This window comes from Micromonospora sp. CPM1 (assembly GCF_023896895.1).
In the GTDB taxonomy this organism is placed as follows: Bacteria; Actinomycetota; Actinomycetes; order Mycobacteriales; family Micromonosporaceae; genus Micromonospora; species Micromonospora tulbaghiae.
This window is the reverse complement of the sequence record NZ_JAMHIU010000008.1, coordinates 59719-79739: the sequence shown is the minus strand read 5'-3', so window position 1 is coordinate 79739 and position 20021 is coordinate 59719. Positions and strand designations below refer to the sequence as shown.

Annotated in this window: 19 protein-coding genes; 7 read left to right on the top strand and 12 right to left on the bottom strand. The window is 74.4% G+C overall.

The window, feature by feature from the left end:
* The first annotated feature begins 101 nt into the window (after positions 1–101).
* The 3 genes from M8C11_RS11860 (at position 102) to M8C11_RS11850 (ending at position 2540) form a co-directional block, all read left to right on the top strand.
* Positions 102–1472, top strand: a complete 1371-nt coding sequence (locus M8C11_RS11860; RefSeq protein ID WP_252449584.1) for an MFS transporter — start codon at positions 102–104, stop codon at positions 1470–1472.
* Positions 1473–1537: 65 nt separating this feature from the next.
* Positions 1538–2044 carry a SigE family RNA polymerase sigma factor gene (locus M8C11_RS11855; RefSeq protein ID WP_252449583.1) on the top strand — a complete coding sequence of 169 codons (507 nt, stop codon included), beginning with the start codon at positions 1538–1540 and terminating at the stop codon, positions 2042–2044.
* Positions 2025–2540: a hypothetical protein gene (locus tag M8C11_RS11850; RefSeq protein WP_252449582.1), complete on the top strand. Its 516-nt coding sequence runs from the start codon at positions 2025–2027 to the stop codon at positions 2538–2540. The genes M8C11_RS11855 and M8C11_RS11850 overlap by 20 nt, the downstream gene beginning before the upstream one ends.
* 4 nt (positions 2541–2544) lie before the next feature.
* Here M8C11_RS11850 and M8C11_RS11845 read toward each other — a convergent pair whose 3' ends face one another.
* Positions 2545–3804 carry an MFS transporter gene (locus M8C11_RS11845; protein ID WP_252449581.1) on the bottom strand — a complete coding sequence of 420 codons (1260 nt, stop codon included), beginning with the start codon at positions 3802–3804 and terminating at the stop codon, positions 2545–2547.
* Between the two features lie 193 nt (positions 3805–3997).
* On the opposite strand from M8C11_RS11845, the gene M8C11_RS11840 reads away from it, so the two are divergent.
* Positions 3998–4843: a DUF6065 family protein gene (locus M8C11_RS11840; protein WP_252449580.1), complete on the top strand. Its 846-nt coding sequence runs from the start codon at positions 3998–4000 to the stop codon at positions 4841–4843.
* Positions 4840–6030 carry an MFS transporter gene (locus M8C11_RS11835; protein ID WP_252449579.1) on the top strand — a complete coding sequence of 397 codons (1191 nt, stop codon included), beginning with the start codon at positions 4840–4842 and terminating at the stop codon, positions 6028–6030. Before M8C11_RS11840 ends, M8C11_RS11835 begins: the two co-directional genes overlap by 4 nt.
* 97 nt (positions 6031–6127) lie before the next feature.
* On the opposite strand, the gene htpX is transcribed toward M8C11_RS11835, so the two are convergent.
* The 8 genes from htpX to M8C11_RS11795 form a co-directional block, all read right to left on the bottom strand.
* The gene (htpX, locus tag M8C11_RS11830; RefSeq protein ID WP_252449578.1) at positions 6128–7006 is read right to left on the bottom strand and encodes a zinc metalloprotease HtpX; all 879 of its coding nucleotides are present in this window, start codon (positions 7004–7006) and stop codon (positions 6128–6130) included.
* 149 nt (positions 7007–7155) lie between these two features.
* The gene (locus tag M8C11_RS11825; protein ID WP_252449577.1) at positions 7156–8622 is read right to left on the bottom strand and encodes an NADH-quinone oxidoreductase subunit N; all 1467 of its coding nucleotides are present in this window, start codon (positions 8620–8622) and stop codon (positions 7156–7158) included.
* The gene (locus M8C11_RS11820; protein WP_252449576.1) at positions 8619–10124 is read right to left on the bottom strand and encodes a NuoM family protein; all 1506 of its coding nucleotides are present in this window, start codon (positions 10122–10124) and stop codon (positions 8619–8621) included. Before M8C11_RS11820 ends, M8C11_RS11825 begins: the two co-directional genes overlap by 4 nt.
* Positions 10121–12046, bottom strand: coding sequence for an NADH-quinone oxidoreductase subunit L (locus M8C11_RS11815; protein ID WP_252449575.1), 1926 nt, complete (start codon positions 12044–12046; stop codon positions 10121–10123). Before M8C11_RS11815 ends, M8C11_RS11820 begins: the two co-directional genes overlap by 4 nt.
* Positions 12043–12411, bottom strand: coding sequence for an NADH-quinone oxidoreductase subunit NuoK (gene nuoK / locus M8C11_RS11810; RefSeq protein ID WP_120573062.1), 369 nt, complete (start codon positions 12409–12411; stop codon positions 12043–12045). The genes M8C11_RS11815 and nuoK overlap by 4 nt, the downstream gene beginning before the upstream one ends.
* Complete coding sequence (locus M8C11_RS11805; protein WP_252449574.1) at positions 12408–13004, bottom strand: NADH-quinone oxidoreductase subunit J; 597 nt, start codon at positions 13002–13004, stop codon at positions 12408–12410. Before M8C11_RS11805 ends, nuoK begins: the two co-directional genes overlap by 4 nt.
* On the bottom strand, positions 13001–13591 hold the full coding sequence (locus tag M8C11_RS11800) for an NADH-quinone oxidoreductase subunit I (protein WP_120573060.1): 591 nt from the start codon (positions 13589–13591) through the stop codon (positions 13001–13003). Before M8C11_RS11800 ends, M8C11_RS11805 begins: the two co-directional genes overlap by 4 nt.
* Before the next feature lie 73 nt (positions 13592–13664).
* Positions 13665–14087 carry an ester cyclase gene (locus M8C11_RS11795; protein ID WP_252449573.1) on the bottom strand — a complete coding sequence of 141 codons (423 nt, stop codon included), beginning with the start codon at positions 14085–14087 and terminating at the stop codon, positions 13665–13667.
* Between the two features lie 166 nt (positions 14088–14253).
* On the opposite strand from M8C11_RS11795, the gene M8C11_RS11790 reads away from it, so the two are divergent.
* Entirely contained in the window at positions 14254–15297 is a 1044-nt protein-coding gene (locus M8C11_RS11790) for a glutathione S-transferase family protein (protein ID WP_252449572.1), read from the top strand.
* Positions 15298–15446: 149 nt separating this feature from the next.
* Here the strand turns inward: M8C11_RS11790 and nuoH are convergent, their stop codons facing one another.
* Complete coding sequence (nuoH, locus tag M8C11_RS11785; RefSeq protein WP_252449571.1) at positions 15447–16409, bottom strand: NADH-quinone oxidoreductase subunit NuoH; 963 nt, start codon at positions 16407–16409, stop codon at positions 15447–15449.
* Positions 16409–17458, bottom strand: coding sequence for an NADH-quinone oxidoreductase subunit C (locus M8C11_RS30705; protein ID WP_374667902.1), 1050 nt, complete (start codon positions 17456–17458; stop codon positions 16409–16411). The genes nuoH and M8C11_RS30705 overlap by 1 nt, the downstream gene beginning before the upstream one ends.
* 103 nt (positions 17459–17561) lie before the next feature.
* Here M8C11_RS30705 and M8C11_RS11775 point away from each other — a divergent pair, with 103 nt between their 5' ends.
* Positions 17562–18608 carry a glucose 1-dehydrogenase gene (locus M8C11_RS11775; protein WP_252449570.1) on the top strand — a complete coding sequence of 349 codons (1047 nt, stop codon included), beginning with the start codon at positions 17562–17564 and terminating at the stop codon, positions 18606–18608.
* Between the two features lie 30 nt (positions 18609–18638).
* Here M8C11_RS11775 and M8C11_RS11770 read toward each other — a convergent pair whose 3' ends face one another.
* A complete protein-coding gene (locus M8C11_RS11770; RefSeq protein ID WP_252449569.1) occupies positions 18639–19955 on the bottom strand; it encodes a DUF2252 domain-containing protein in 1317 nt (438 codons plus the stop codon).
* Between the last annotated feature and the right edge of the window lie 66 nt (positions 19956–20021).

Sequence of the window (20021 nt, the reverse complement as noted above, 5' to 3'; positions counted from 1 at the left end):
CGCGGTCCAGCCACGGCCGGCGGGCCGCAACGCCACGGCCGTCTTCTGCCGTCAGGCAACTTCCTTGGGGTACGGGCCGGGCGTGCGGTCGGGTGGGAGCCATGACGCTCGCGATGCTCCTCCCTTACCGCCCGGTGCTCGGCCAACCGGTACTGCGCCGGCTGCTGCCCGGGCTCGCGACCTCCGCACTCGGTGACGGGCTCGCCCTTGTCGCGGTGACCTGGCTTGCTCTGCAACTCGCACCCGACGGGCAGCGCGGCACCTGGACCGCGTTCGCGGTGGCGGCGTACACGCTCCCGGGTGCGGCCGGCACGGTGCTGCTCGGCCGGTGGCTGGGGGGACGGAGCGGGGCGCAGCTCGCCGGCTGGGACGCGACAGTGCGGGCCGCCGCCCTGGGCGCGATTCCGGTCGCCCACCTCGCCGGGGTGCTGGACGTCGGTCTGTACGTCGCCCTGCTCGCGGTGTCCTCGCTGCTGCACCCGTGGGGGTCGGCCGGCCGGTTCACGCTCGTGGCCGAGCTGCTGCCACAGCGGCACCACCTGGCCGCGAACGCGCTGCTCGGGGTCTTCGGCCAGGCCGCGACGATCGTCGGGCCGCCGCTGGCCGGCCTGCTCATCGCCTGGGTCGGCGCGGTGTGGGTGATCGCCGTCGACGCCGCCAGCTTCGCCGTGCTGGCCGTGAGCTACCGCCTGGTCGTCCGCGATCGAGAAGCCGCGGCCGTCCGTGACCGAGCCGCCCCGGCCGGGGCAGGGGCGTCGCGTACGTCGGGATTCCGGATCATCGCGCGGGACCGGTCGCTGCTCGGCCTGCTGTCGCTGTCCTTCGCGTTCTTCTTCCTCTTCGGACCGTTCTACGTGGCCATGCCGGTGCACGTCACCGACGACCTGCGCGCCTCCGCCGGGACGCTCGCGGCCTACTACACCGCGTTCGGCGTCGGCTCGCTGCTCGGCGGACTGCTCACCGGCCACCTGCGCGGATGGCCGCTGCGGACCACGCTCGCCGGCATCGTCGCGCTGTTCGGCGCCGCGCTGCTCCCGCTCGGCCTGGGCGCGCCGGTCGTCCTGTCGCTGCCCGCGTTCGCGCTCGCCGGCCTGGTCTGGGCGCCCTACCAGCCGACCGCGACCGCGCTGTTCCAGCGCCGCGCCGGCACCGTGGACCTCCCCCGCGTGCTGGCGGCCAACGGGGCGGTCACGGTGCTGGCGGTGCCGCTGGGCACGATGCTCGGCGGTCCGGCGACCGCACTGCTCGGGGCACGCCCCACGCTCCTGGCGTGCGCGGTGACGATCCTCGCGCTGGGTCTGGCCGCCGCGACGGCCGCCGCACGCCCGGGCCCCGCAGCGCGGAACACAGAGCGGACCGGGCCGGCGGGCCCGCACGACCCGCAGACGACAGGCCCGCACGACCAGCCCGGACCGCACGACCCGCCCGCTCGGGTGGACGTGCCGGATCGGGTACGACCCGGAGCGACCTGATCCGCCTGCAACCGCCGGAGCCGCATCGGGGTGTCGTGTGGTGAGAGCGGACACGGGAGGTGGGCATGGACGGCCCCGAGGACTTCGACGCCTTTTACACGGCGACCGCGCGGCGGGTCGTGCACCACGTCTACGCGCTCTGCGGCGACCTGGCCGAGGCCCAGGACGTGACGCAGGAGGCGTACGCGCGGGCCTGGCAGCGCTGGTCGACAGTCGGGGCGTACGAGGATCCGGAGGGCTGGGTCCGGACGGTGGCCTGGCGGCTGACCGCCAACCGGTGGCGCGGCCTGCGGCGCTGGTTCGCCGCGCGGGCCCGTCTGGGCCGGGAGGCTCCGGCGCCCGGACCCAATCCGGACCGGGTGGCGTTGCTCGCGGCGTTACGCCGGCTGCCCGAGGCGCAACGGCTGGTCGTCGTCCTGCACCACCTCCACGACCTGCCGGTGGCGGAGATCGCCCGGACCACCGGCATGCCCGAGGGGACTGTCAAGTCGTACCTGTCCCGGGGCCGTGCCGCGCTCGCCGTTCTACTGACCGACGACAAGGAGGAAGTCGATGTCGGCACGCATTGGTGAGGCTCTGCGGGAGTTGGAGCAGGACATGACCGGGCTGCGGCTCAGCCCGGCGGCCGAGGTGCGCGCACGGGGGCGCGCCAGGAGCCGGCGACGGGCCACGGTTCTGGCGGGGGTGGCCGCGGTGACTGTCACCGGTGGCGCCGCGACCATGGCGACGCTGTCCGGACCGGCGGCGCCGATGCCGTCCGCCGGCAGCGCGGCCACCCCGTCCGCCTCGGCGTCGGCCGCGTGTCGGGCCGACCCTCCGGTACGGCTGGACGTCGTCTTCCGGCCGGGTGCCGGCACGCCGCAGATCGGGGAGGTCGACTACCGGATCGGGCAGGCGCGCGGGGACACCGGGCTGCGCTGCCGCGGCACCACTGCCGCGGCCCGGCCGGACGGCGACGGCCGGGTCGTCCTGTCGGTGCTGCTGGCGCAGGGTGAGGACCCGGCGCCGATCCGGGCCGCGGTGGAGAAGCTGCCCGGCGTGGAGCGGGTGGTGACCGCGGGCGGGTGAGCGGTCAGGCGGCGAGCGACTGCTCGGCGCGTACCGCTGTGGCCTCGGCCCGGGCGATCGGGCCGCCGGGCAGCGCGGCGACCGCGGCCCCGACGGCGACCGCCACCCCGGCGAAGACGAACGCCCACGAGACGCCGCCGGCGTGGTCGATGATCAGGCCCGCGATCGAGCCGCCGGCGGCGCTCGCCGCGACCGACATGGTCACCACCCAGGTGTACGCCTCGTTCAGCATGCCGGCCGGGGTGATCCGCCCGACGAGCGTGTTCTCCAGGGTGAGCGCGGGGGCGATGGCCGCGCCGCCGAGCACCAGCGCGACGCCGAGCGCGGCCGGGCCGGGCATCACCGCGAAGACGGCGAAACTGGCCGCGACGGTGCCGAGCAGGAGAGCGAACTGGCGGGTCATGTTGGCGGCGGGTTTGCGTACGCCGAACCAGAAACCACCGATGGCGCTGCCGATGCCCCAGACGGCGAGCAGCACCCCGGCCAGGCTCTCCGGGTCGTCGGCGCCGGAGTTCCCGGCGAAGGCCGGGACGATGACGCCGGAGGCGCCGAACGCGATGCCGAGGCTCGCCACGCAGAGCAGCAGCGCGGGGAAGCCGCCGAGCCGCAGCGGGCCGAGGCCCCGGGCGTGGTGCTCACGCGCGTGCGGGCGCCAGCCGCGCATGACCCGGCCGAGCGCGACGGTGCCGGTGCCGACCAGGGTGACCACAGCGGCGCCGACGAGCGCCGCGGCGGCGTCGGCGAACAGCACGAAGCCCGCCACCAGCAGCGGGCCGATCACGAACACGACCTCGAACAGCGTGGTCTCGGCGGCGAGCGCGGTGTTGCGCAGGTGTGCCCGGCCGGTGGCGGGGGCGGTGAGGTCGTTCCAGGCGCCCCGGATCGCGGCGGTGAGCGGCGGGTACGTGGCTCCGGCGACACCCGCGCCCAGATAGATCAGCCCGAGGTTGCCGCTGTCGGAGCGGGTGGCCACGAGCAGCCCGATCAGGGCGAACGGGTGGGCGAGCGCGGTGACCAGCAGGACGCGGGCGGGACCGACCCGGTCGGCGATCCGGCCGGCGACCGGGCTGAGCGCGGCGCCGGAGAGCGCGTAGATGCCGCCGGCGACGGCGGCCAGGGAGTACCGGCCGGTGACCTGCTCGACGACGAGCAGCAGCGCCAGCGGGGTCATGCCGATCCCGAGCCGGCCGATGATGCCGAGGATCAGCAGCATCGGCGCGCCGGGGATCCGCCAGACGCCCTGGTACTGGCGCAGTGCGGCCACTGTGTGTACCTCCGGGAAGTAACGAGTGAGTCAGCCTCCGACCCTAACGCCCCTGCTGGCCGGGACGGTGGTCGAGTCGGTCACATCGGGCTCCCGGTGCGGGGCTGCCTTACCCGCCGTTAACGAGTAGGTTCGGTGATCGAACGGAGTCCATGCCTACGGCGGGTCGGCCGCCGCCGTGATCGGAGGTCGGATGAGCGGCATGGCTGTCGCGCCGCTGCGGGTCGAGATCTACTCCCTGTACGGCGACGCCCGGCCCGCCGAGCCCGCGTCCGCCACCCTCCGGGGTTCGCTGCCGGTCCGCGCGGTTCAGCAGTGCCCACCGGTGGCTGCCGGTTCCGGTCTCGGTTGGTACGTCTACCCGCCCGCCGACGTGGCGCTGCGCTGGGACGGCCACGACACCGAGTGGAGTCTCCTCCAGGAGAACGAGCCGGCCGGCTGGCGGTCGCTGGCCGGCGGGTACGACGGCACGCTGCCGCAGGCACCGGCGCAGCTCACGGACCTGCCGGAGCGGTTCCGGGACGGCCTGGACATCTTCGACCGCTACGGCGGCACCATGCCCTTCATCGACGCCGACCCGCGCGCCCCGCACACGATCGAGATGGTCACCGGGGTGGTGGCCCGCACCTCCCCCGGCTGGTGCCTGCTGGCGCGCGGGGTGCCGAACTGGCCGGCGCAGCGCGGGCTGCAGCTCTACGAGGGCGTGGTGGAGACCGACTGGTACACGTCGTTCCTGCCGACCATCCTGCGCCTGACCGAGCCGGGCCACGTGGTCCGGCTCTACCGGAACATCCCCCTGATGTGCCTCCAGCCGGTGCACCGGTCGACGCTCGCGGCGTCGCGGCAGGCCGAACTTGTCACCGGGCAGGGCATCGCGGAGTGGCCGGACGACCTGTGGGCGGACCTGGTGGCGCTGCGCCGCCGCCGGCAGGATCCGCAGATCCGCGGCAGCTACCGGCGGGAGCAGGTCCGCCGGCTACGTGAGCGGGCCGACTACGAGCCGGTCGGCGTCGAGGAAACGGACCCGTCGGATCGATGACCGGCACCGCGACGCCCGTGCCCGGCTACCGGGCCCTGTTCCGGCATCCGGTCGCGGCCCGGCTGCTCGTCGCCCGGGGCGTCTCCGAGCTGGGTGACTTCGTCGGGCTGGCGGCCCTGCTGCTGCTCGCGTACGACCAGACCGATTCGGTCCTCGGCCCGGCCGCCGTGTACGCCGCCCGCACGGTGCCCGCCCTGCTCGTCGCGACGGTGTTCAGCGGCTGGCTGGACGTGCCGGCCCGGCGCACCATGCTGGTCGGGCTCTCGCTGGCGGGTGCGGTGCTCATCGCCGTACCGGCGGCGGCGCCCCGGCCGGTGCCGGCGATCGTGGCGGCCGGGCTGCTCGGCGCGGTCCGGGCCGCGTACGCGAGTGTGCACGTGGCGATCACGGCCGAGGCGGTGGAGGCGCCGCTGCGGCTGCCGCTGTTCGGGCTCTCCGCCTTCGCCAACCAGAGCGGCCAGGTCGTCGGCCTGCTCGCCGGGGCCGGTGTGACGGTGGCGCTCGGCCCCCGGGTGGCGCTCGTGATCGATCTGGTCTCGTTCCTGCTCGCGGCGGTGGTCCTCGCCGGCCTGCCGGTGCGGAGGCAGGAGCACCGGGGTCCACGGCCGCCCGCCACCGCGGGCATCCGGATCATCGCCGCCCATCCGGTGCTGCGGGGCGTGGCGCTGCTGACCCTGGCCACCGTCCTGTCCGGCGGGCTGCCGGAGACGCTCGCCCCGGACCTGGCCTCCGGCGGGTGGCGGCCGGTCGTGCTGGCGGCGTCGTCGTTCGGCGGGGCGGTGTTCGTGCTGGTGGTGGGGCGGCGGGGCTGGCTGGCCCGGGTGACCGGTCAGGTGGTGGCGGCGAGCGCGCTCGCCGCCGCGCTGCTGCTGGCCGGTCTGCTGGTGGCGCTCGACGCCCCGGCGTGGGCGCTCGCCGTGGCGAACGCGCTCGTCGGAGCGGGCGGCGGGTGGCTGATCGGGGCCCAGGCCACGTTCGCGCGGCTGGCGCCGCGGGAGCGGATGGGGCAGGTGGAGGCGACGATCGTGGCCGGCAACATCGTGCTCTCCGGCGTCGGGATCTTCCTGCTCGGCGGCGTGGCGGTGCTGCTCGGCCCGGCCGCCGCCTACCTGGCGGCGGGGGTGGTGCTGCTCGCCGTGGTGCTGGTCGCGCGGCCGGACCGACTGTCCGAGCCGGCCGTGTCCTGACGCGGGCCGGCCGCCCGGGCCGGCCGGGCGCTGGAGGGCCGCAGACGCGACGCCGCCCGCGTCCGGGTGGACGCGGGCGGCGTTCGGGTCACGCGGGTCAGCGCTGGAACTGCACCGGCCCGGAGTTGCGGGCCATCTGCTCCAGGCGGGCCACCCGCTGTTCCATCGGCGGGTGGGTGGCGAACATCGCGGCGATGCCGCCGCCCCGCTTGAACGGGTTGTCGATCATCAGGTGGGCGGTGCTGGCGAGCTGGCCCTGCGGCGCCAGCGGGCGCGCCTGCGTACCCATGTGGATCTTGCGGAGGGCGCTGGCCAGGGCCAGCGGGTCGCGGCTCAGCTCGGCGCCGGACTGGTCGGCCTGGTACTCCCGGCTCCGGCTGATCGCGAGCTGGATCACCGTGGCGGCGATCGGGCCGAGGATCAGCGTGAGCAGCAGCACGGCCGGGTTCGGGCCGTCCTCGTCGTCCGAGGAGCCCAGCGGGATGAACCAGGCCAGGTTGGCCAGCATGGTGATGATGCCGGCCAGGCCGGCCGCCACGCTGGAGATCAGGATGTCCCGGTTGTAGACGTGGGACAGCTCGTGGCCGATCACGCCGCGCAGCTCCCGGTAGTCCAGGACCTCCACGATGCCCTGGGTGACGCAGACCGCCGCGTTCTCCGGGTTACGACCGGTGGCGAACGCGTTGGGCTGCGAGGTCGGGCTCACGTAGAGCCGGGGCATCGGCTTCCCGGCCAGCGTGGAGAGCTCCCGCACCATCTGGTACAGCTCGGGGAACTGTGCCTCGCTGACCGGTTGCGCCTTCATCGAGCGCAGTGCGAGCTTGTCGGAGTAGAAGTAGGTGACGCCGTTCATCAGCAACGAGATGACGACGGCGATGACGAGACCGCCGCGACCGCCGAACCAGTAGCCGATCGCGAGGATCAGCGAGGTCAACAGGCCGAGCAGCGCTGCGGTCTTGAGACGGTTGTGATGCACGATCTCTCCTTCGGTGCACGGGCTCTTGCGGGAGGCCCGCTGACCGGTTCAACACACCGGTACCCGTCAACCATCCGGCTCATGGCTGAAAGTTGGCTGGATGTTGCTGTGCGCACGCTGAAGCGGTCGCCCATCCGGGCAGGAACCGGTCAGCGCGACGCCACGTCCAGCACGAGCTGCGGTGCGAAACCGATCACTACCGCCACGGCGGTGGCCACGCCGAGCGCCAGCGCCACGGTCCGCGCGGGCCGGACCGCCGTCGCGCCGGCGGGCGCCGCGTAGAGCGAAGCGGTGACCCGCAGGTAGTAGGCCAGGCCGATCACCGCGTTCAGCGCCACCACGAGCGCCAGCCATCCCGCGTGCCCGGCCAGCAGCGCGCGTACCACTGTCACCTTGGCGAACAGCCCGGCCAGGCCCGGCGGCAGCCCCGCCAGCCCGATCAGCGCCAGCGCGAACGCGCCACCCACCCAGGGGTGCCGCCGCGCCGCGCCGCGCAGGTCGGCGAGCGTGCCGCCGTCGCCGTCCGCCGGGCGCAACGCCACCACAGCGGCGAACGCGGCCAGCTCCAGCAGCACGAAGAAGATCGCGTACGCGACGGCTGCCGCGTACGCCCCGGCCCGCGCGTCGTCGGTGCGGCCCGCGGTCAGCGCCAGCGCACCCAGGGGCGCCAGGATGTACCCCGCCTGGGCCACCGACGACCAGGCGAGCAACCGCACGGTACGCCGCTGACGCAGCGCCACCAGGTTGCCGACGGTCATGGTCAGCACCGCCACCGCCGCCAGCACCGGGCCGGTCATGTCACCGGGCAGCGCGCGCTGCACCACCGCCAGCAGTGCCACCACGCCACCCAGCTTCGAGGCGGTCGACAGGTACGCGGCCACCGGCAGCGGCGCGCCGTCGTACGTGGCAGGGGCCCAGGCGTGGAACGGCACGGCGGCGACCTTGAACGCCAGCCCGGCCACCACCAGCGCCACCGCGACCCCGGTCAACGGCAGGCCGGTCAGGTCGTCGCGGGCGGCCAGGGTGGCGCCGAGCCGGTCCAGGTGCAGCGTCCCGGTGACCGCGTAGAGCAGCGCCGCGCCGAGCAGCGTCACTGTGGTGGCGACCACGCTCACCACGAAGAACGTCACCGCCGCCTCGGCACCGGCGAGGCTGCCCCGGCGCAGGCCGACCAGCACGTACAGCGGCAGCGTCAGCGTCTCCAGTGCCACGATGAGCGTGATCAGGTCACCCGCGGCACCGAGCACCACGCCGCCGGTCATCGCGCAGGCGAGCAGGAAGCAGTATTCACCGACCGGGGTGCGCCCGGCGCGCAGCAGCGGACCGGACAGCGCCAGCACGCCGAGCGTGAGCAGCGCGATCACGGCCCCGACCAGAGCGGCCCGGCCACCCCACACCCAGGAGCAGTCCGCGCCCACGCAGAACGTGCGCCGCTCACCGGCCGCCCCGACCAGCGCCGCACCCACGGCCGTGCCGGTCGCGCCCAGAGCCGCCACGGCGACCGTGACGGCGGGCCGGGCCACCAGCAGGTCGACCAGCAGCACCAGCACTGCCGTGCCGGCGGCCAGGTACGCAGGCAGCATCGCCAGGTTGTCGACAGGTTGCACCAGGCTCATGGGACGACCCCCAGCAGCGCCTCCACCGGACCGGAGGCGTACGACAGCACGAGCGCCGGGGCCAGGCCGACCGCAAGCGCGAGCAGCACCAGCGGCGCCCAGGCGGTCAGTTCCGCCCCGGCCAGCCCGGGTGCGAGCCCCGCCACCGCCGGGCTGGGCCGCCCGTGCGTGACCCGGCGCAGCAGCCGCAGGAAGTAAGCGGCGGTGAGCGCCCCGCCCAGCGCGGCCAGCACGGCCAGCGTCAGCCAGAGCGGGCCGCCCCGCCGCACGGCGGCGACCACGGCGAACGCCTCGCCCCAGAACGCGGCCAGGCCGGGCAGTCCCAGCGAGGCCACGGCCGCGAAGCCGAGCAGCCCGGCCAGCCGGGGCGCGGTCTCCCGCAGCCCGGACAGCTCGGCCAGCGACCCGGTGTGAGCGCGGTCCTTGACCGCGCCGGCCAGGAAGAACAGCAGGGCGGTGATGACGCCGTGGGCGATGTTGCCGATCAGCGCGGCCTGGAGCCCGGTGGCGGTGAGCGTGGCGACCCCGAGCAGCACGAAGCCCATGTGCCCCACGCTGGAGTACGCGATCAGCCGCTTCAGGTCGTCCTGCGCCAGGCAGACCAGGCCACCGATCAGGATGGCCGCGACGGCGAGCACGCCGAGCACCGGCGCGGCCCAGCGGGCGCCCTCCGGCGCCACGCCCACCGCGACCCGGATCAGCCCGTACGTGCCCATCTTGAGCAGCACCCCGGCGAGGATCACGCTGCCCACGGTGGGCGCCTGGGTGTGCGCGTCGGGCAGCCACGAGTGCAGCGGCCAGAGCGGGCTCTTCACCGCGAACGCGAGCGCCAGCAGCGTGAACGCGGCGAGCTGGGTGCCCCGGGACAGCCCGGCGCCGCCGGTGAGCACGACCAGGTCGGCGGTGCCCGCGGCGGCCACCACGACGTAGACGCCGACCAGCAGCAGCACCGAGCCGAACAGCGTGTACAGCGCGAACTTGCGGGCCGCCCGCCGCCGGTCTTCGCCGCCCCAGCCGGCGATCACCGCGTACATCGGCAGCAGGACGACCTCGAAGAACAGGAAGAACAGCACCAGGTCGAGGGCGAGAAACGTGCCGAGGATGCCGACCTCGACCACCAGCAGCAGCGCCACGAGCGCCCGCCCGCTGCCGCCGCCGGACGGCACCCGCCACAGCGTGTACGCGCAGCACAGCAGCGTGAGCAGCGCGGTCAGCACCACAAGCGGCCAGGAGATGCCGTCCACGCCGAGGTGGAAGCGCAGGTCGAGCCCGGGCACCCACTGCAGGTCGAGCTGGTGCCACGGCTGCACCGCCGGGCGTGGCCCGTACCCGAACCAGCCGTGGTCGCCGCCGACCAGCGGCAGCGCCGCCAGCAGCGTCACCGCGGCGGCGACGGTGCCGACCACCCGGCCGGCCCGGTCACCCGGCACGAGGGCGGTGGCCAGCGCGCCGAGCGCCGGCACCGCGACCACGGCGACCAGCAGGACCTGCCCGAACGTCATGAGGTCACTCCGATCAGCGCGACCGCGAGGCCGATCAGCAGCGCACCGGCCAGCACGCCGGCCGCCGCGCGCGGCAGCGCCGCCCGGTGCAGCGCGGCCAGGCCGCCGCCCACCTCGACCGCCGCCCGGCCGCTGCCCTCGACCAGCCCGTCCACGCCCAGCTCGTCACCGGTACGCACGACCCGCGCGAGCGCGCCCGCCGGGCGTACGACCAGGGTGTGCTGGACGTCGTCGAGCCGGAACGCCCGGGCGAAGACCGGCCGCAGCGGACCCAGGAAGCGGGCCGGGTCGGCAGCCGGGTCGCGGCGCCAGCCGGCCCAGGCGACGCCCGCCCCGGCGAGCAGCAGCAGGAACGGCAGGATCAGGTTCGGCGCGAGGTGCACCAGCTCGACCGCCTCGCCGCTGTCGTCGCCGGGCACCCGCAAGCGGTCGGCGAACCAGGGCGCGAACGCGGCCAGGCCGAGCAGCGCGGCCGGCACCGTGAGCAGCAGCACCGGCCAGCGCAGCAGCGCGGGCGGGTCGTGCGGCCGCAGCAGCGGCGTGCGGGTCGAGCCGAGGAACGTGCGCAGCAGCAGGCGGGTCGCGTACCAGGCGGTCACCACCACCCCGACCAGCCCGGCCAGCCAGACCAGCCAGCCCACCCAGGCCGCCGTCGGCCCGGCGCCGTCGAGCGCGGCCGCCTCGGCGGCCGCGAGCACGCCGTCCTTGCTCCAGAAACCCGAGAGCGGGGGTACGCCGGCCAGCGCGCCCAGGCCGACCACCATGCACCAGAACGTCACCGGCATGGCGGTACGCAGGCCGCCCATCCGGGACATCAGCGTGGTGCCGACGGCGTGGATCACCGCACCGGCGGCGAGGAACAGCAGCGCCTTGAACGCGGCGTGGGTGAGCAGGTGGAACAGCGCGGCAGCCGGTGCGCCGACCGCCAGCGCGCCGGTCATGTAGCCGATCTGAGACACCGTCGACCAGGCGAGCACCCGCTTGATGTCGTCCTGGGCGGTCGCGGCGAACGCGCCGAGCAGCATCGTGATCGCGGCCATCACGCCCAGCACGGCGAGCGCGGCCGGTGCGCGCTCGAACAGCGGGAACAGCCGGGCCACCGCGTACACCCCGGCGGCGACCATCGTGGCGGCGTGGATCAGCGCGGACACCGGCGTGGGACCGGCCATCGCGTCGGGCAGCCAGGTGTGCAGCGGGAACTGGGCGCTCTTGCCGGCCACCCCGGCGAGCAGCAGCAGGCAGGCGGCGGTGAGCGTGCCGGTGCCGTAGTCGTGCGCCAGCACGTCGGCGATCCGGAAGCTGCCCGCGCCCACGCCCAGCAGCGCGATGCCGAGCAGGAAGCCGACGTCACCCACACGGGTGACCAGGAACGCCTTCACCGCCGCGCCGGGCGCCTCGGGCAGCCGCCGGTCGTGGGCGATGAGCAGGTACGAGCAGATGCCCATCACCTCCCAGCCGACCAGCAGCATGATCAGGTCGCCGGACACCACCACCGTGAGCATGGCGGCGGTGAAGAGGCTGAGCTGGGCCGCATAGGGCGGGTACCGGTGGTCGACGTCCACGTCGTCGTGCGGGCCCCGGCGCAGGTAGCCGATCGAGTAGACCTGGACGGCCAGCGCCACAGCCGCCACAGCGGTGGCGACGAGCACCGCAACGCCGTCCAGCCGCAGGCCCAGCGTGACCCGCAGCCCGCCCAGGTCGACCCAGATGGTGGACGCCTCGACCGGGGCGTCCACGCGGACCAGCAGCGCCAGCGCGGCCAGCAGCGACACGGCCGCCCCGGCCACGCCCAGCGCGACAGCCGACCGCCGGGCCGCCGCCCGGTCCTGGCGCGGGGCGGGCGGCAGCAGCAGGCCGAGCAGCCCGGCGACCAGCGGCGCGGCCGGCAGCACCGTTGCGAGCCACAGCGTCGGCGTGCTCACCGGACCGCTCCTTCCGCATCCGGCCGCCCGGGCGTCGGGCCCGCCGCCACCGCCGGCGCCGGCTCGGCCAGCGGCACGTCGTCGACCGTGACGCTGGCGCGCAGCCGGTAGAGCTGGAGCACGATGGCGAGCCCGACGCCGATCTCGGCGGCGGCCAGCACGATCACGAACAGCGCGAACACCTGCCCGGAGTGCGGCAGCACGGCCTTGACTGTGGTGTCGGCGGTGACCAGCACCAGGTTCACCGCGTTGAGCATCAGCTCCACCGCCATCAGCACCAGGACGGCGTTGCGGCGGCGCAGTACGCCGTACACGCCGAGGCCGAACAGCAGCGCGGCGGTGACGTACGGGATGACCGGCCTCACGGGCGCCCGCCCTCGTCGGCGGCCGACGCGGCGGAGACCGGGCCGTCCCCGCCGGTCCGGTCGCCGTCGGCCGGCGCAACGGCGGTGTCGGCGGCCCGGCGGCCGATGTCGGGGCGGGACAGCACGATCGCGCCGACCAGCGCGGCCAGCAGCAGCACCGACAGCACCTCGAACGGCAGCACCCAGGAACGGAAGATCTGCTCGCCGAGGCGTTCGGCGGTGCCCGCGGCGGGCAGGTCCACCCGCGACCAGCGGAACGCGTCGATCAGCAGCACCGCCAGACCGAGGCCGCTGCCGCCACCCACGAGCGCGGCGGCCCAGCCCGGCCGGTCCAGGTCGTCCGACGGGCCGATCGGCGCGCGGGTCAGCATCACCGCGAACAGCAGCAGCACCACCACCGCGCCCACGTAGATGAGCACCTGCACCCAGGCCACCAGCTCGGCGGTCAGCACCAGGTAGTCACCCGCGAGCGCGCCCAGGCACACCACCAGCCACAGCCCGGCCCGGACCAGGTGACGGGTGGCGACCACCAGCGCACCCGCGCCCACCGCCACCGCGCCCAGCGCCAGCAGCAGGACGTCCGCACCGGTCATGAGGCAGCGCCTCCGCCCGGATCGGTGGCGGCGTCGGGGCGTACCCGGGAAGGAGCCGGACGGGCCGACGGACCCGCCGCCTTCCGGGCGGCGGTGGTCTCCTCCTTGGAGGGGTCGCCGAGCGGGTCGTGGGCCGGCGGCGGCGGCACGGTGGCCATCCACTCACCCAGGTGGTCCTTGTCGTGCAGCAGGTTCTTGATGTCGTACTCGGCGTACTCGAACTCGGGCGACCAGTAGAGCGCGTCGAACGGGCAGACCTCGACGCAGATGCCGCAGTACATGCAGAGCGAGAAGTCGATGTCGAACTTGTCGAGCACGTTGCGCTGGCGGGGGCGGGCGGCACCGGGCACCGCCACCTCCTCCTTGTGCGAGTCGATGTAGATGCACCAGTCCGGGCACTCGCGGGCGCAGAGCATGCAGACCGTGCAGTTCTCCTCCAGCAGCGCGATCACGCCGCGGGAGCGGGGTGGCAGCTCCGGCTCGACGTCCGGGTACTGCTGGGTGGTCGAGCGGCGGGTCATCGTCTTCAACGTGACCGCCAGGCCCTTCACCAGGCCCCCGCCGGGCACTCCACCGTGCTCGCTCATGCCGCCCATCCTGCCCTGTGGCCCGGGCGCGCGCGACCACCACCCGGCGCTTTGGCCCGCGCGGGCGGCCGGATCACGCCTCGCCGGGTGTGAGCGGGGGCAACATCTCCACGCCGAGCTGCTGGAGCACCTGGAACAGCTCGTTGACGCTCCACACGTCCACGATCCGCCCGTCGTCGTCGAAGCGCAGGAACGTGGCCCCGGAGTAGCTGACCACGCGGCCGGTCGGCGGCACCGGGCCGAACTGGCCGGCCTGGGTGCCGGCGGCCCGCCAGCGCACCGCCACCCGGGCGCTGGTCGCCACCACCTCGACGATCTTGTAGCGCAGGTCGGGGAACGACGCCCGCCGGTCCCGGTGCCAGGCCAGTACCGCCGCCGGGCCGGTGCCGCCGAGCCCCGGGCAGTCCGCCGCCACCAGCTCGTACACGCTCTCCTCGCGCCCCGCGTTCCACACGTCGGCGACGAAACGCCGGGCTGCCGCCTCCACATCGGTCACGGCGGGCAGCCTATGCCCCTCCCCGGCGCAGTCGCCCCGCCGGTCTCCGGCACAGTCGCCCCGCCGGTCTCCGGCACAGTCGCCCCGCCGGTCTCCGGCGCAGTCGCCCTGCCGGGAGCGGCCGGAGCGACCATGATGGGAGCGAAAAGCGAACTCGGAGGTGGGTGTGGGCAGCGACGACGAGGTCCTGGACCGGACCGGCGGCAAGTACGTGGAGCCGGGTGGCGAGTTCACCCGCGACCAGCGCTACATCGCCACCCGGATCACGGCGGACGGGAGCAACGGCTGGCCGGTGGAGCCGGGCCGCTACCGGCTGGCGGTGAGCCGGGCCTGCCCGTGGGCCAACCGGCTGATCATCATCCGGCGCCTGCTCGGGCTGGAGGACGCCATCTCGATGGCCGTGGCCGGGCCCACCCACGACAAGCGGAGCTGGACGTTCGACCTGGACCCGGACGGCAAGGACCCGGTGCTGGGCATCGAGCGGCTGGCCGACGCGTACTTCGCCCGATTCCCCGGCTACGAGCGCGGCATCACCGTGCCGGCGCTCGTCGACGTGCCCACCGGGCAGGTGGTGACGAACGACTACGCCCAGATGAGCCTCGACCTGTCGACCGAGTGGACGGCTTACCACCGGCCGGGCGCGCCGGACCTCTACCCGGAACCGCTGCGCGGCGAGATCGACGAGGTCAACGAGGTCGTCTTCGCCGACGTCAACAACGGCGTGTACCGGTGCGGCTTCGCCGGCAGCCAGGAGGCGTACGACAAGGCGTACCACCGGCTGTTCGACCGGCTGGACTGGCTGAGCGAGCGGCTGGCCGGTCAGCGGTACCTGGTCGGAGACACGATCACCGAGGCGGACGTACGGCTGTTCACCACGCTCGTCCGCTTCGACCCGGTCTACCACGGGCACTTCAAGTGCAACCGGCAGAAGCTCAGCGAGATGCCGGTGCTGTGGGCGTACGCCCGGGACCTGTTCACCACGCCCGGGTTCGGCGACACCATCGACTTCGTCCACATCAAGCGGCACTACTACGAGGTCCACCGGGACATCAACCCGACCGGCATCGTGCCGCTCGGCCCCGACCTGAGCAACTGGCTGACGCCGCACGGACGGGAGGAGCTGGGCGGCCGCCCCTTCGGCGACGGCAGCCCACCCCCGCCCCCACCCGAGTCCGAGCGGGTGGACCCGACCCACACCCCCTTGCACTGACCCGCCCTCGCCTCGCCCTCGCCTCGTCGATCTTGCATTTTGGGCCCTGAACCTGAGGGCTTTGCCCCTTTCGCCGGGGCAGAAAGTGCAAGATCACCGGGGCGGCGGGGTGGGTAAGGCGACGGCGGGGCGCTGGCGGGGCGGGCGGGCTAGAGGGCCAGGCGGACTGCGGCGGTCAGGACGAGCTGGGCCAGGGCCAGGGGGACCAGGACCAGCCAGCAGAGGCGCTGGAGCTGGTCCTCGCGCAGCCTCGGGTAGCTCACCCGCAGCCAGATGATCACGAAGGCGACGGCGAAGACCTTGAGCAGCGTCCACAGCCAGCCGAGCTGCGCGTCGGCGAACGGGCCCTGCCAGCCGCCGAGGAACAGCACAGTGGTCAGCGCCGCGATCACCACGATGCCCGCGTACTCGGCGAGCAGGAAGAACGCGAACCGCAGGCCGGTGTACTCGGTCATGTAGCCGAAGACCAGCTCGGAGTCGGCCACCGGCATGTCGAACGGCGGGCGGCGGATCTCCGCCAGCCCGGCCACGAAGAAGATCACCATGGCCGGCGCCTGCCACAGCAGCCACCACGGCTGCCACGCCTCCACGATGCCGGGCAGGCTCAGCGTGCCCGCCGCCATCGCCACCGAGGCGGCGGCCAGCACCAGCGGCAGCTCGTACCCGAGCAACTGGGCCGCGCCGCGCAGCCCGCCGAGCAGGCTGTACTTGTTCGCCGACGCCCACGCGGACATGAGCACCGCCAGCACCCCGACGCCCACCACGGCGAGCACGAAGAACAGGCCGATGTCCAGCGGCTGGGCGACCAGGTCGCCCGGACCGAGCGGGATGACCAGCAGCACGAGCAGGTACGGCACCAGCGCCACCGCGGGCGCCAGCCGGAACACCGGCCGGTCCGCGTCGCGCGGGGTGACGTCCTCCTTCTGCACGAACTTGATGCCGTCGGCGACCAGTTGCGCCCAGCCGTGGAAGCCACCCGCGTACATCGGGCCCAGCCGGCCCTGCATGTGCGCCATCACCTTGTGCTCGGCCTGACCCACGATCAGCGGCAGCGTGAGGAACGCGACGAGCACGCCCGCCACGCGCAGGACCAGCTCCAACCAGTCCGGCATCAGCTCTCCCCCGCCGCGTCGGGCTCCGGCTCCTGGCGGGGCGGCCCGGTCGGCCGTTCCCCCGGCAGCGGCCGCCCGAGCGGACCCGCCTCACCGGCCGCCGGAGCAGCGGCGGACCCCGGCCCGGTCTCGCCGGAAGCGGGCGGCTCCGGAGCCTCCCCGCCAGCAGGCCGCGCCGCACCCTCCCCGGCGGTCGCCCGCGCCGCCCCCTCGCCGGGAACAGCAGGCCGCGCGGCACCCTCGCCGGGAGCGGCAGGCCGCGCGGCACCCTCGCCAGAAGCAGGCCGCGCGGCACGCTCGCCAGGAGCAGGCCGTACGGGACGCTCGCCAGGAGCAGGCCGCGCCGGACGCTCACCGGCGACGGGCCGCGCGGGACGCTCCCCCGGAGCGGGCCGCGCCGGGCGTTCACGGGCCGGGCGCGCCGGCGTACCCCCGCGGGGGCCCTCACCGGCGCCGGCCGCACCGGCCGGCGTGGGCGTCGTGCCCCACTCCCCCGGCGCGGGCACGCCCGGCGGCCGGACCGGCCGACGGCCGCCGCCCGCCTCCGACTCGCCCGGTTCCTTCGCGCCGGGCCACGGCTTCGCGACCCGGGAGGCGAGGACGAACTCCTTGCGCAGCGGGTGCCCCTCGAACTCCGGCGGCAGCAGCAGCGGTCGCAGCTCGCCGTGGCCGGCGAAGTCGATGCCGAACATCTCGTGCGTCTCGCGCTCGTGCCACGCGGCGCCGGGGAACAGGTCGACCACCGACGCGGCCACCGGCGTGTCCCGGGGCACCCGGGTACGCAGCAGCAGGCCGTGGCGGTGCCGGACCGACCAGAGGTGCAGCACCACGTCGAAGCCGTCGGCCAGCTCGTCCACCGCCGACAGCCAGTCCAGGAAATCCAGGCCCAGCTCGGCGTCGTCGCGTGCCGCGCGCACTGCGTCCGCCCAGCTCGCCGGGGGTACGTCGACGGTGGCGCGGGCGTACCCCTGACCGCCGGAGACGGACGCGGTGGCCTCGACGGGCGCGAGCAGCGCGACCACTCGCCGGCCGACCTCTTCCGGAGTCATGCGCTGATCCTATGGCCGACGGCTGCGGACCGGGTCGGCCCGCCCGTGCCGGGATCGCCGCTTTGCCGGACGGGCGGCGGCAGCGCGCGGAAAGATGAGGTGTGTGCGCGCTGTGACTGTGACCCCCGGTGTCCCGGATTCGCTGCGGCTCGTCGAGGACTGGCCCGAGCCGCCGCCCGAGGAGGGCGCGATCCTGGTCGAGGCGCTGGCGGTGGGCGTCTGCGGCACCGACCACGAGATCGTGGCAGGCGAGTACGGCGAGGCACCGCCGGGTCAGGAGCGGCTGGTGCTCGGGCACGAGTCGCTGGGTCGCGTGCTGGAGGACCCGACCGGCACGTTGCAGAACGGCGACCTGGTGGCCGGTGTGGTCCGCCACCCCGACCCGGTGCCCTGCGCGAACTGCGCGGTGGACGAGTGGGACATGTGCCGCAACGGGCAGTACACCGAGCACGGCATCAAGGCACTGCCCGGTTTCGCGCGGGAACGCTGGCGGTTGCAGCCCAAGTTCGCCGTCGGCCTGGACCCGGCGCTCGAGTCCGTGGGCGTGCTGCTGGAGCCGACGAGCGTGGTGGCGAAGGCGTGGGACCACATCGAGCGGATCGGCCGCCGGGCCGAGTGGAAACCGATGACGGTGCTGGTGACCGGCGCCGGGCCGATCGGGCTGCTGGCCGCGCTGCTGGGCAGCCAGCGTGGGCTGTCGGTGCACGTGCTGGACCGCAACACCAGCGGGCCGAAGCCGGAGCTGGTCCGCGCGCTCGGGGCGACGTACCACACGGCGACGGTGCCCGAGCTGGACGTGAAGCCGGACGTGGTGATCGAGTGCACAGGCGCGCCCACAGTGGTGCTGGACGCGATGTGCAAGGCCGCGCCGACCGGCATCGTCTGCCTGACCGGTGTGTCCAGCGGCGGCCGGACCATCAACTTCGACGCCGGGGCGCTCAACCGGGAGCTGGTGCTGGAGAACAACGTGGTGTTCGGCTCGGTGAACGCCGGCCGGCGGCACTGGGAGATGGCCGCCGAGGCGCTCGCCCAGGCCGACCGGTCGTGGCTGACGTCGCTGATCACCCGCCGGGTGCCGCTGTCGAGCTACCGCGAGGCGTACGCGCCGGCCGGCGAGGACATCAAGGCGGTGCTGGACTTCACGCAGTGAGGCGGGGCGCCGGATCCGGCGCCCCGGCCCTCAGATGCCTGGCAGCCGGCCGTTGCGGAACAGGTCCACGAAGAGCTGGTGGTCCTCGCGCGCCCGGATCCCGTACCGGTGCCCGAAGTCGACCAGGTAGTCGACGAACGCCTCCGGGTCGGCGTCGACGACCGCGACGATCGCCTCCTCGGTGGAGTAGTCGACCAGGTCGTGGCTGGACTCGTCGTCCGCGACCGAGTGCATCCGGGCCACCGCCCGGCCCAGGTCGGCGAGCACGCCGGCCAGTTCCTCCGGCTCGTTCACGTCGGCCCAGTCCAGGTCCGCCGCGTACGGGGACACCTCGGCGACGAGCTGCCCGACGCCGTCCAGCTCGGTGAAGCCCAGCCACGGGTCGGCGTGCGCCTGCAACGCGCGCTGCGACTCGGCGGTGCGGTGCCCCTGGTGCCGGAAGTACGACCGGACCCGCTCGTCGTCGACGTACCGCGCCACGGCCGGCACCTGCGCCTGCTTCATGTAGATGACGACGTCGTTCTCCAGCGCCTGGGTGTGCCCCTCCAGCAGCAGGTTGTACGACGGCAGCCCGGCCGACCCGATGCCGACGCCCTTGCGCAGCACCACGTCCTTGATGCCCGCGGCGACCGGGCGCATCCGGGTGGTCGAGGCCGGCAGCGTGTGCAGGTAGTCGGCGAACGCGGCGCACACCTTCTCCCGGGTGGCGTCGTCGATCTCGTGCACGCCGTCGCCGAGGGAGAACCGGCGCTCGTAGTTGTCGATCGTGGTCTGCGCGGCGAGCAGGTCCACCCGGGTGTTGAGCCGAGCCTGCTGGAGCACCCGGCGCAGCACGCCGTCGGCGTTGTCGAGCGTGATCGAGCCGATCGCGTCGTCCCCGCCGGCGGCGATGGCCCGCAGCTCGGCCAGGTACGACCGGGCGAAGCCGGTCACCAGCTCGCCGATCACCCGGTCGGAGAGCGCCTTGGCGTAGCCGAGCAGCGCCACGCTCGCGGCGAAGCGCTTCAGGTCCCAGGTGAACGGCCCGACGTACGCCTCGTCGAAGTCGTTGACGTTGAACACGAGCTGCCCGGAGGCGTTCATGTAGGTGCCGAAGTTCTCGGCGTGCAGGTCACCGTGGATCCACACCCGGCTGGTCCGCTCGTCGAGGAACCGGTCGCTGCCGAAGTCGCCGCGCTGGTCGGCGTAGAACAGCGCGGCGCTGCCCCGGTAGAAGGCGAACGGTGACGCCGCCATCTTGCGGAACTTGCGGCGGAACGCCGCCGGGTCGATCGCCATGGACGCGCCGAACTCCTCGGTCAGCACGTCGATGATGAATGCGGAGCGCTCCTCCGCGAGGTCGGTCATGAGCCGCAGGCTAGCCACCGGGCGCCAGTCGACGGCCCGTTCCGGCCCGGCCCGGTGGCCGGTACG

What these genes read in the sequence shown, in the direction of transcription:
- M8C11_RS11860 (WP_252449584.1), top strand. Translation starts at nt 102, where the DNA reads ATGACGCTCGCGATGCTCCTCCCTTACCGCCCGGTGCTCGGCCAACCG.
- M8C11_RS11855 (WP_252449583.1), top strand. Translation starts at nt 1,538, where the DNA reads ATGGACGGCCCCGAGGACTTCGACGCCTTTTACACGGCGACCGCGCGG.
- M8C11_RS11850 (WP_252449582.1), top strand. Translation starts at nt 2,025, where the DNA reads ATGTCGGCACGCATTGGTGAGGCTCTGCGGGAGTTGGAGCAGGACATG.
- M8C11_RS11840 (WP_252449580.1), top strand. Translation starts at nt 3,998, where the DNA reads ATGAGCGGCATGGCTGTCGCGCCGCTGCGGGTCGAGATCTACTCCCTG.
- M8C11_RS11835 (WP_252449579.1), top strand. Translation starts at nt 4,840, where the DNA reads ATGACCGGCACCGCGACGCCCGTGCCCGGCTACCGGGCCCTGTTCCGG.
- M8C11_RS11825 (WP_252449577.1), bottom strand. Translation starts at nt 8,622, where the DNA reads ATGAGCCTGGTGCAACCTGTCGACAACCTGGCGATGCTGCCTGCGTAC.
- M8C11_RS11820 (WP_252449576.1), bottom strand. Translation starts at nt 10,124, where the DNA reads ATGACGTTCGGGCAGGTCCTGCTGGTCGCCGTGGTCGCGGTGCCGGCG.
- M8C11_RS11805 (WP_252449574.1), bottom strand. Translation starts at nt 13,004, where the DNA reads ATGACCGGTGCGGACGTCCTGCTGCTGGCGCTGGGCGCGGTGGCGGTG.
- M8C11_RS11800 (WP_120573060.1), bottom strand. Translation starts at nt 13,591, where the DNA reads ATGAGCGAGCACGGTGGAGTGCCCGGCGGGGGCCTGGTGAAGGGCCTG.
- nuoH (WP_252449571.1), bottom strand. Translation starts at nt 16,409, where the DNA reads ATGCCGGACTGGTTGGAGCTGGTCCTGCGCGTGGCGGGCGTGCTCGTC.
- M8C11_RS30705 (WP_374667902.1), bottom strand. Translation starts at nt 17,458, where the DNA reads ATGACTCCGGAAGAGGTCGGCCGGCGAGTGGTCGCGCTGCTCGCGCCC.
- M8C11_RS11770 (WP_252449569.1), bottom strand. Translation starts at nt 19,955, where the DNA reads ATGACCGACCTCGCGGAGGAGCGCTCCGCATTCATCATCGACGTGCTG.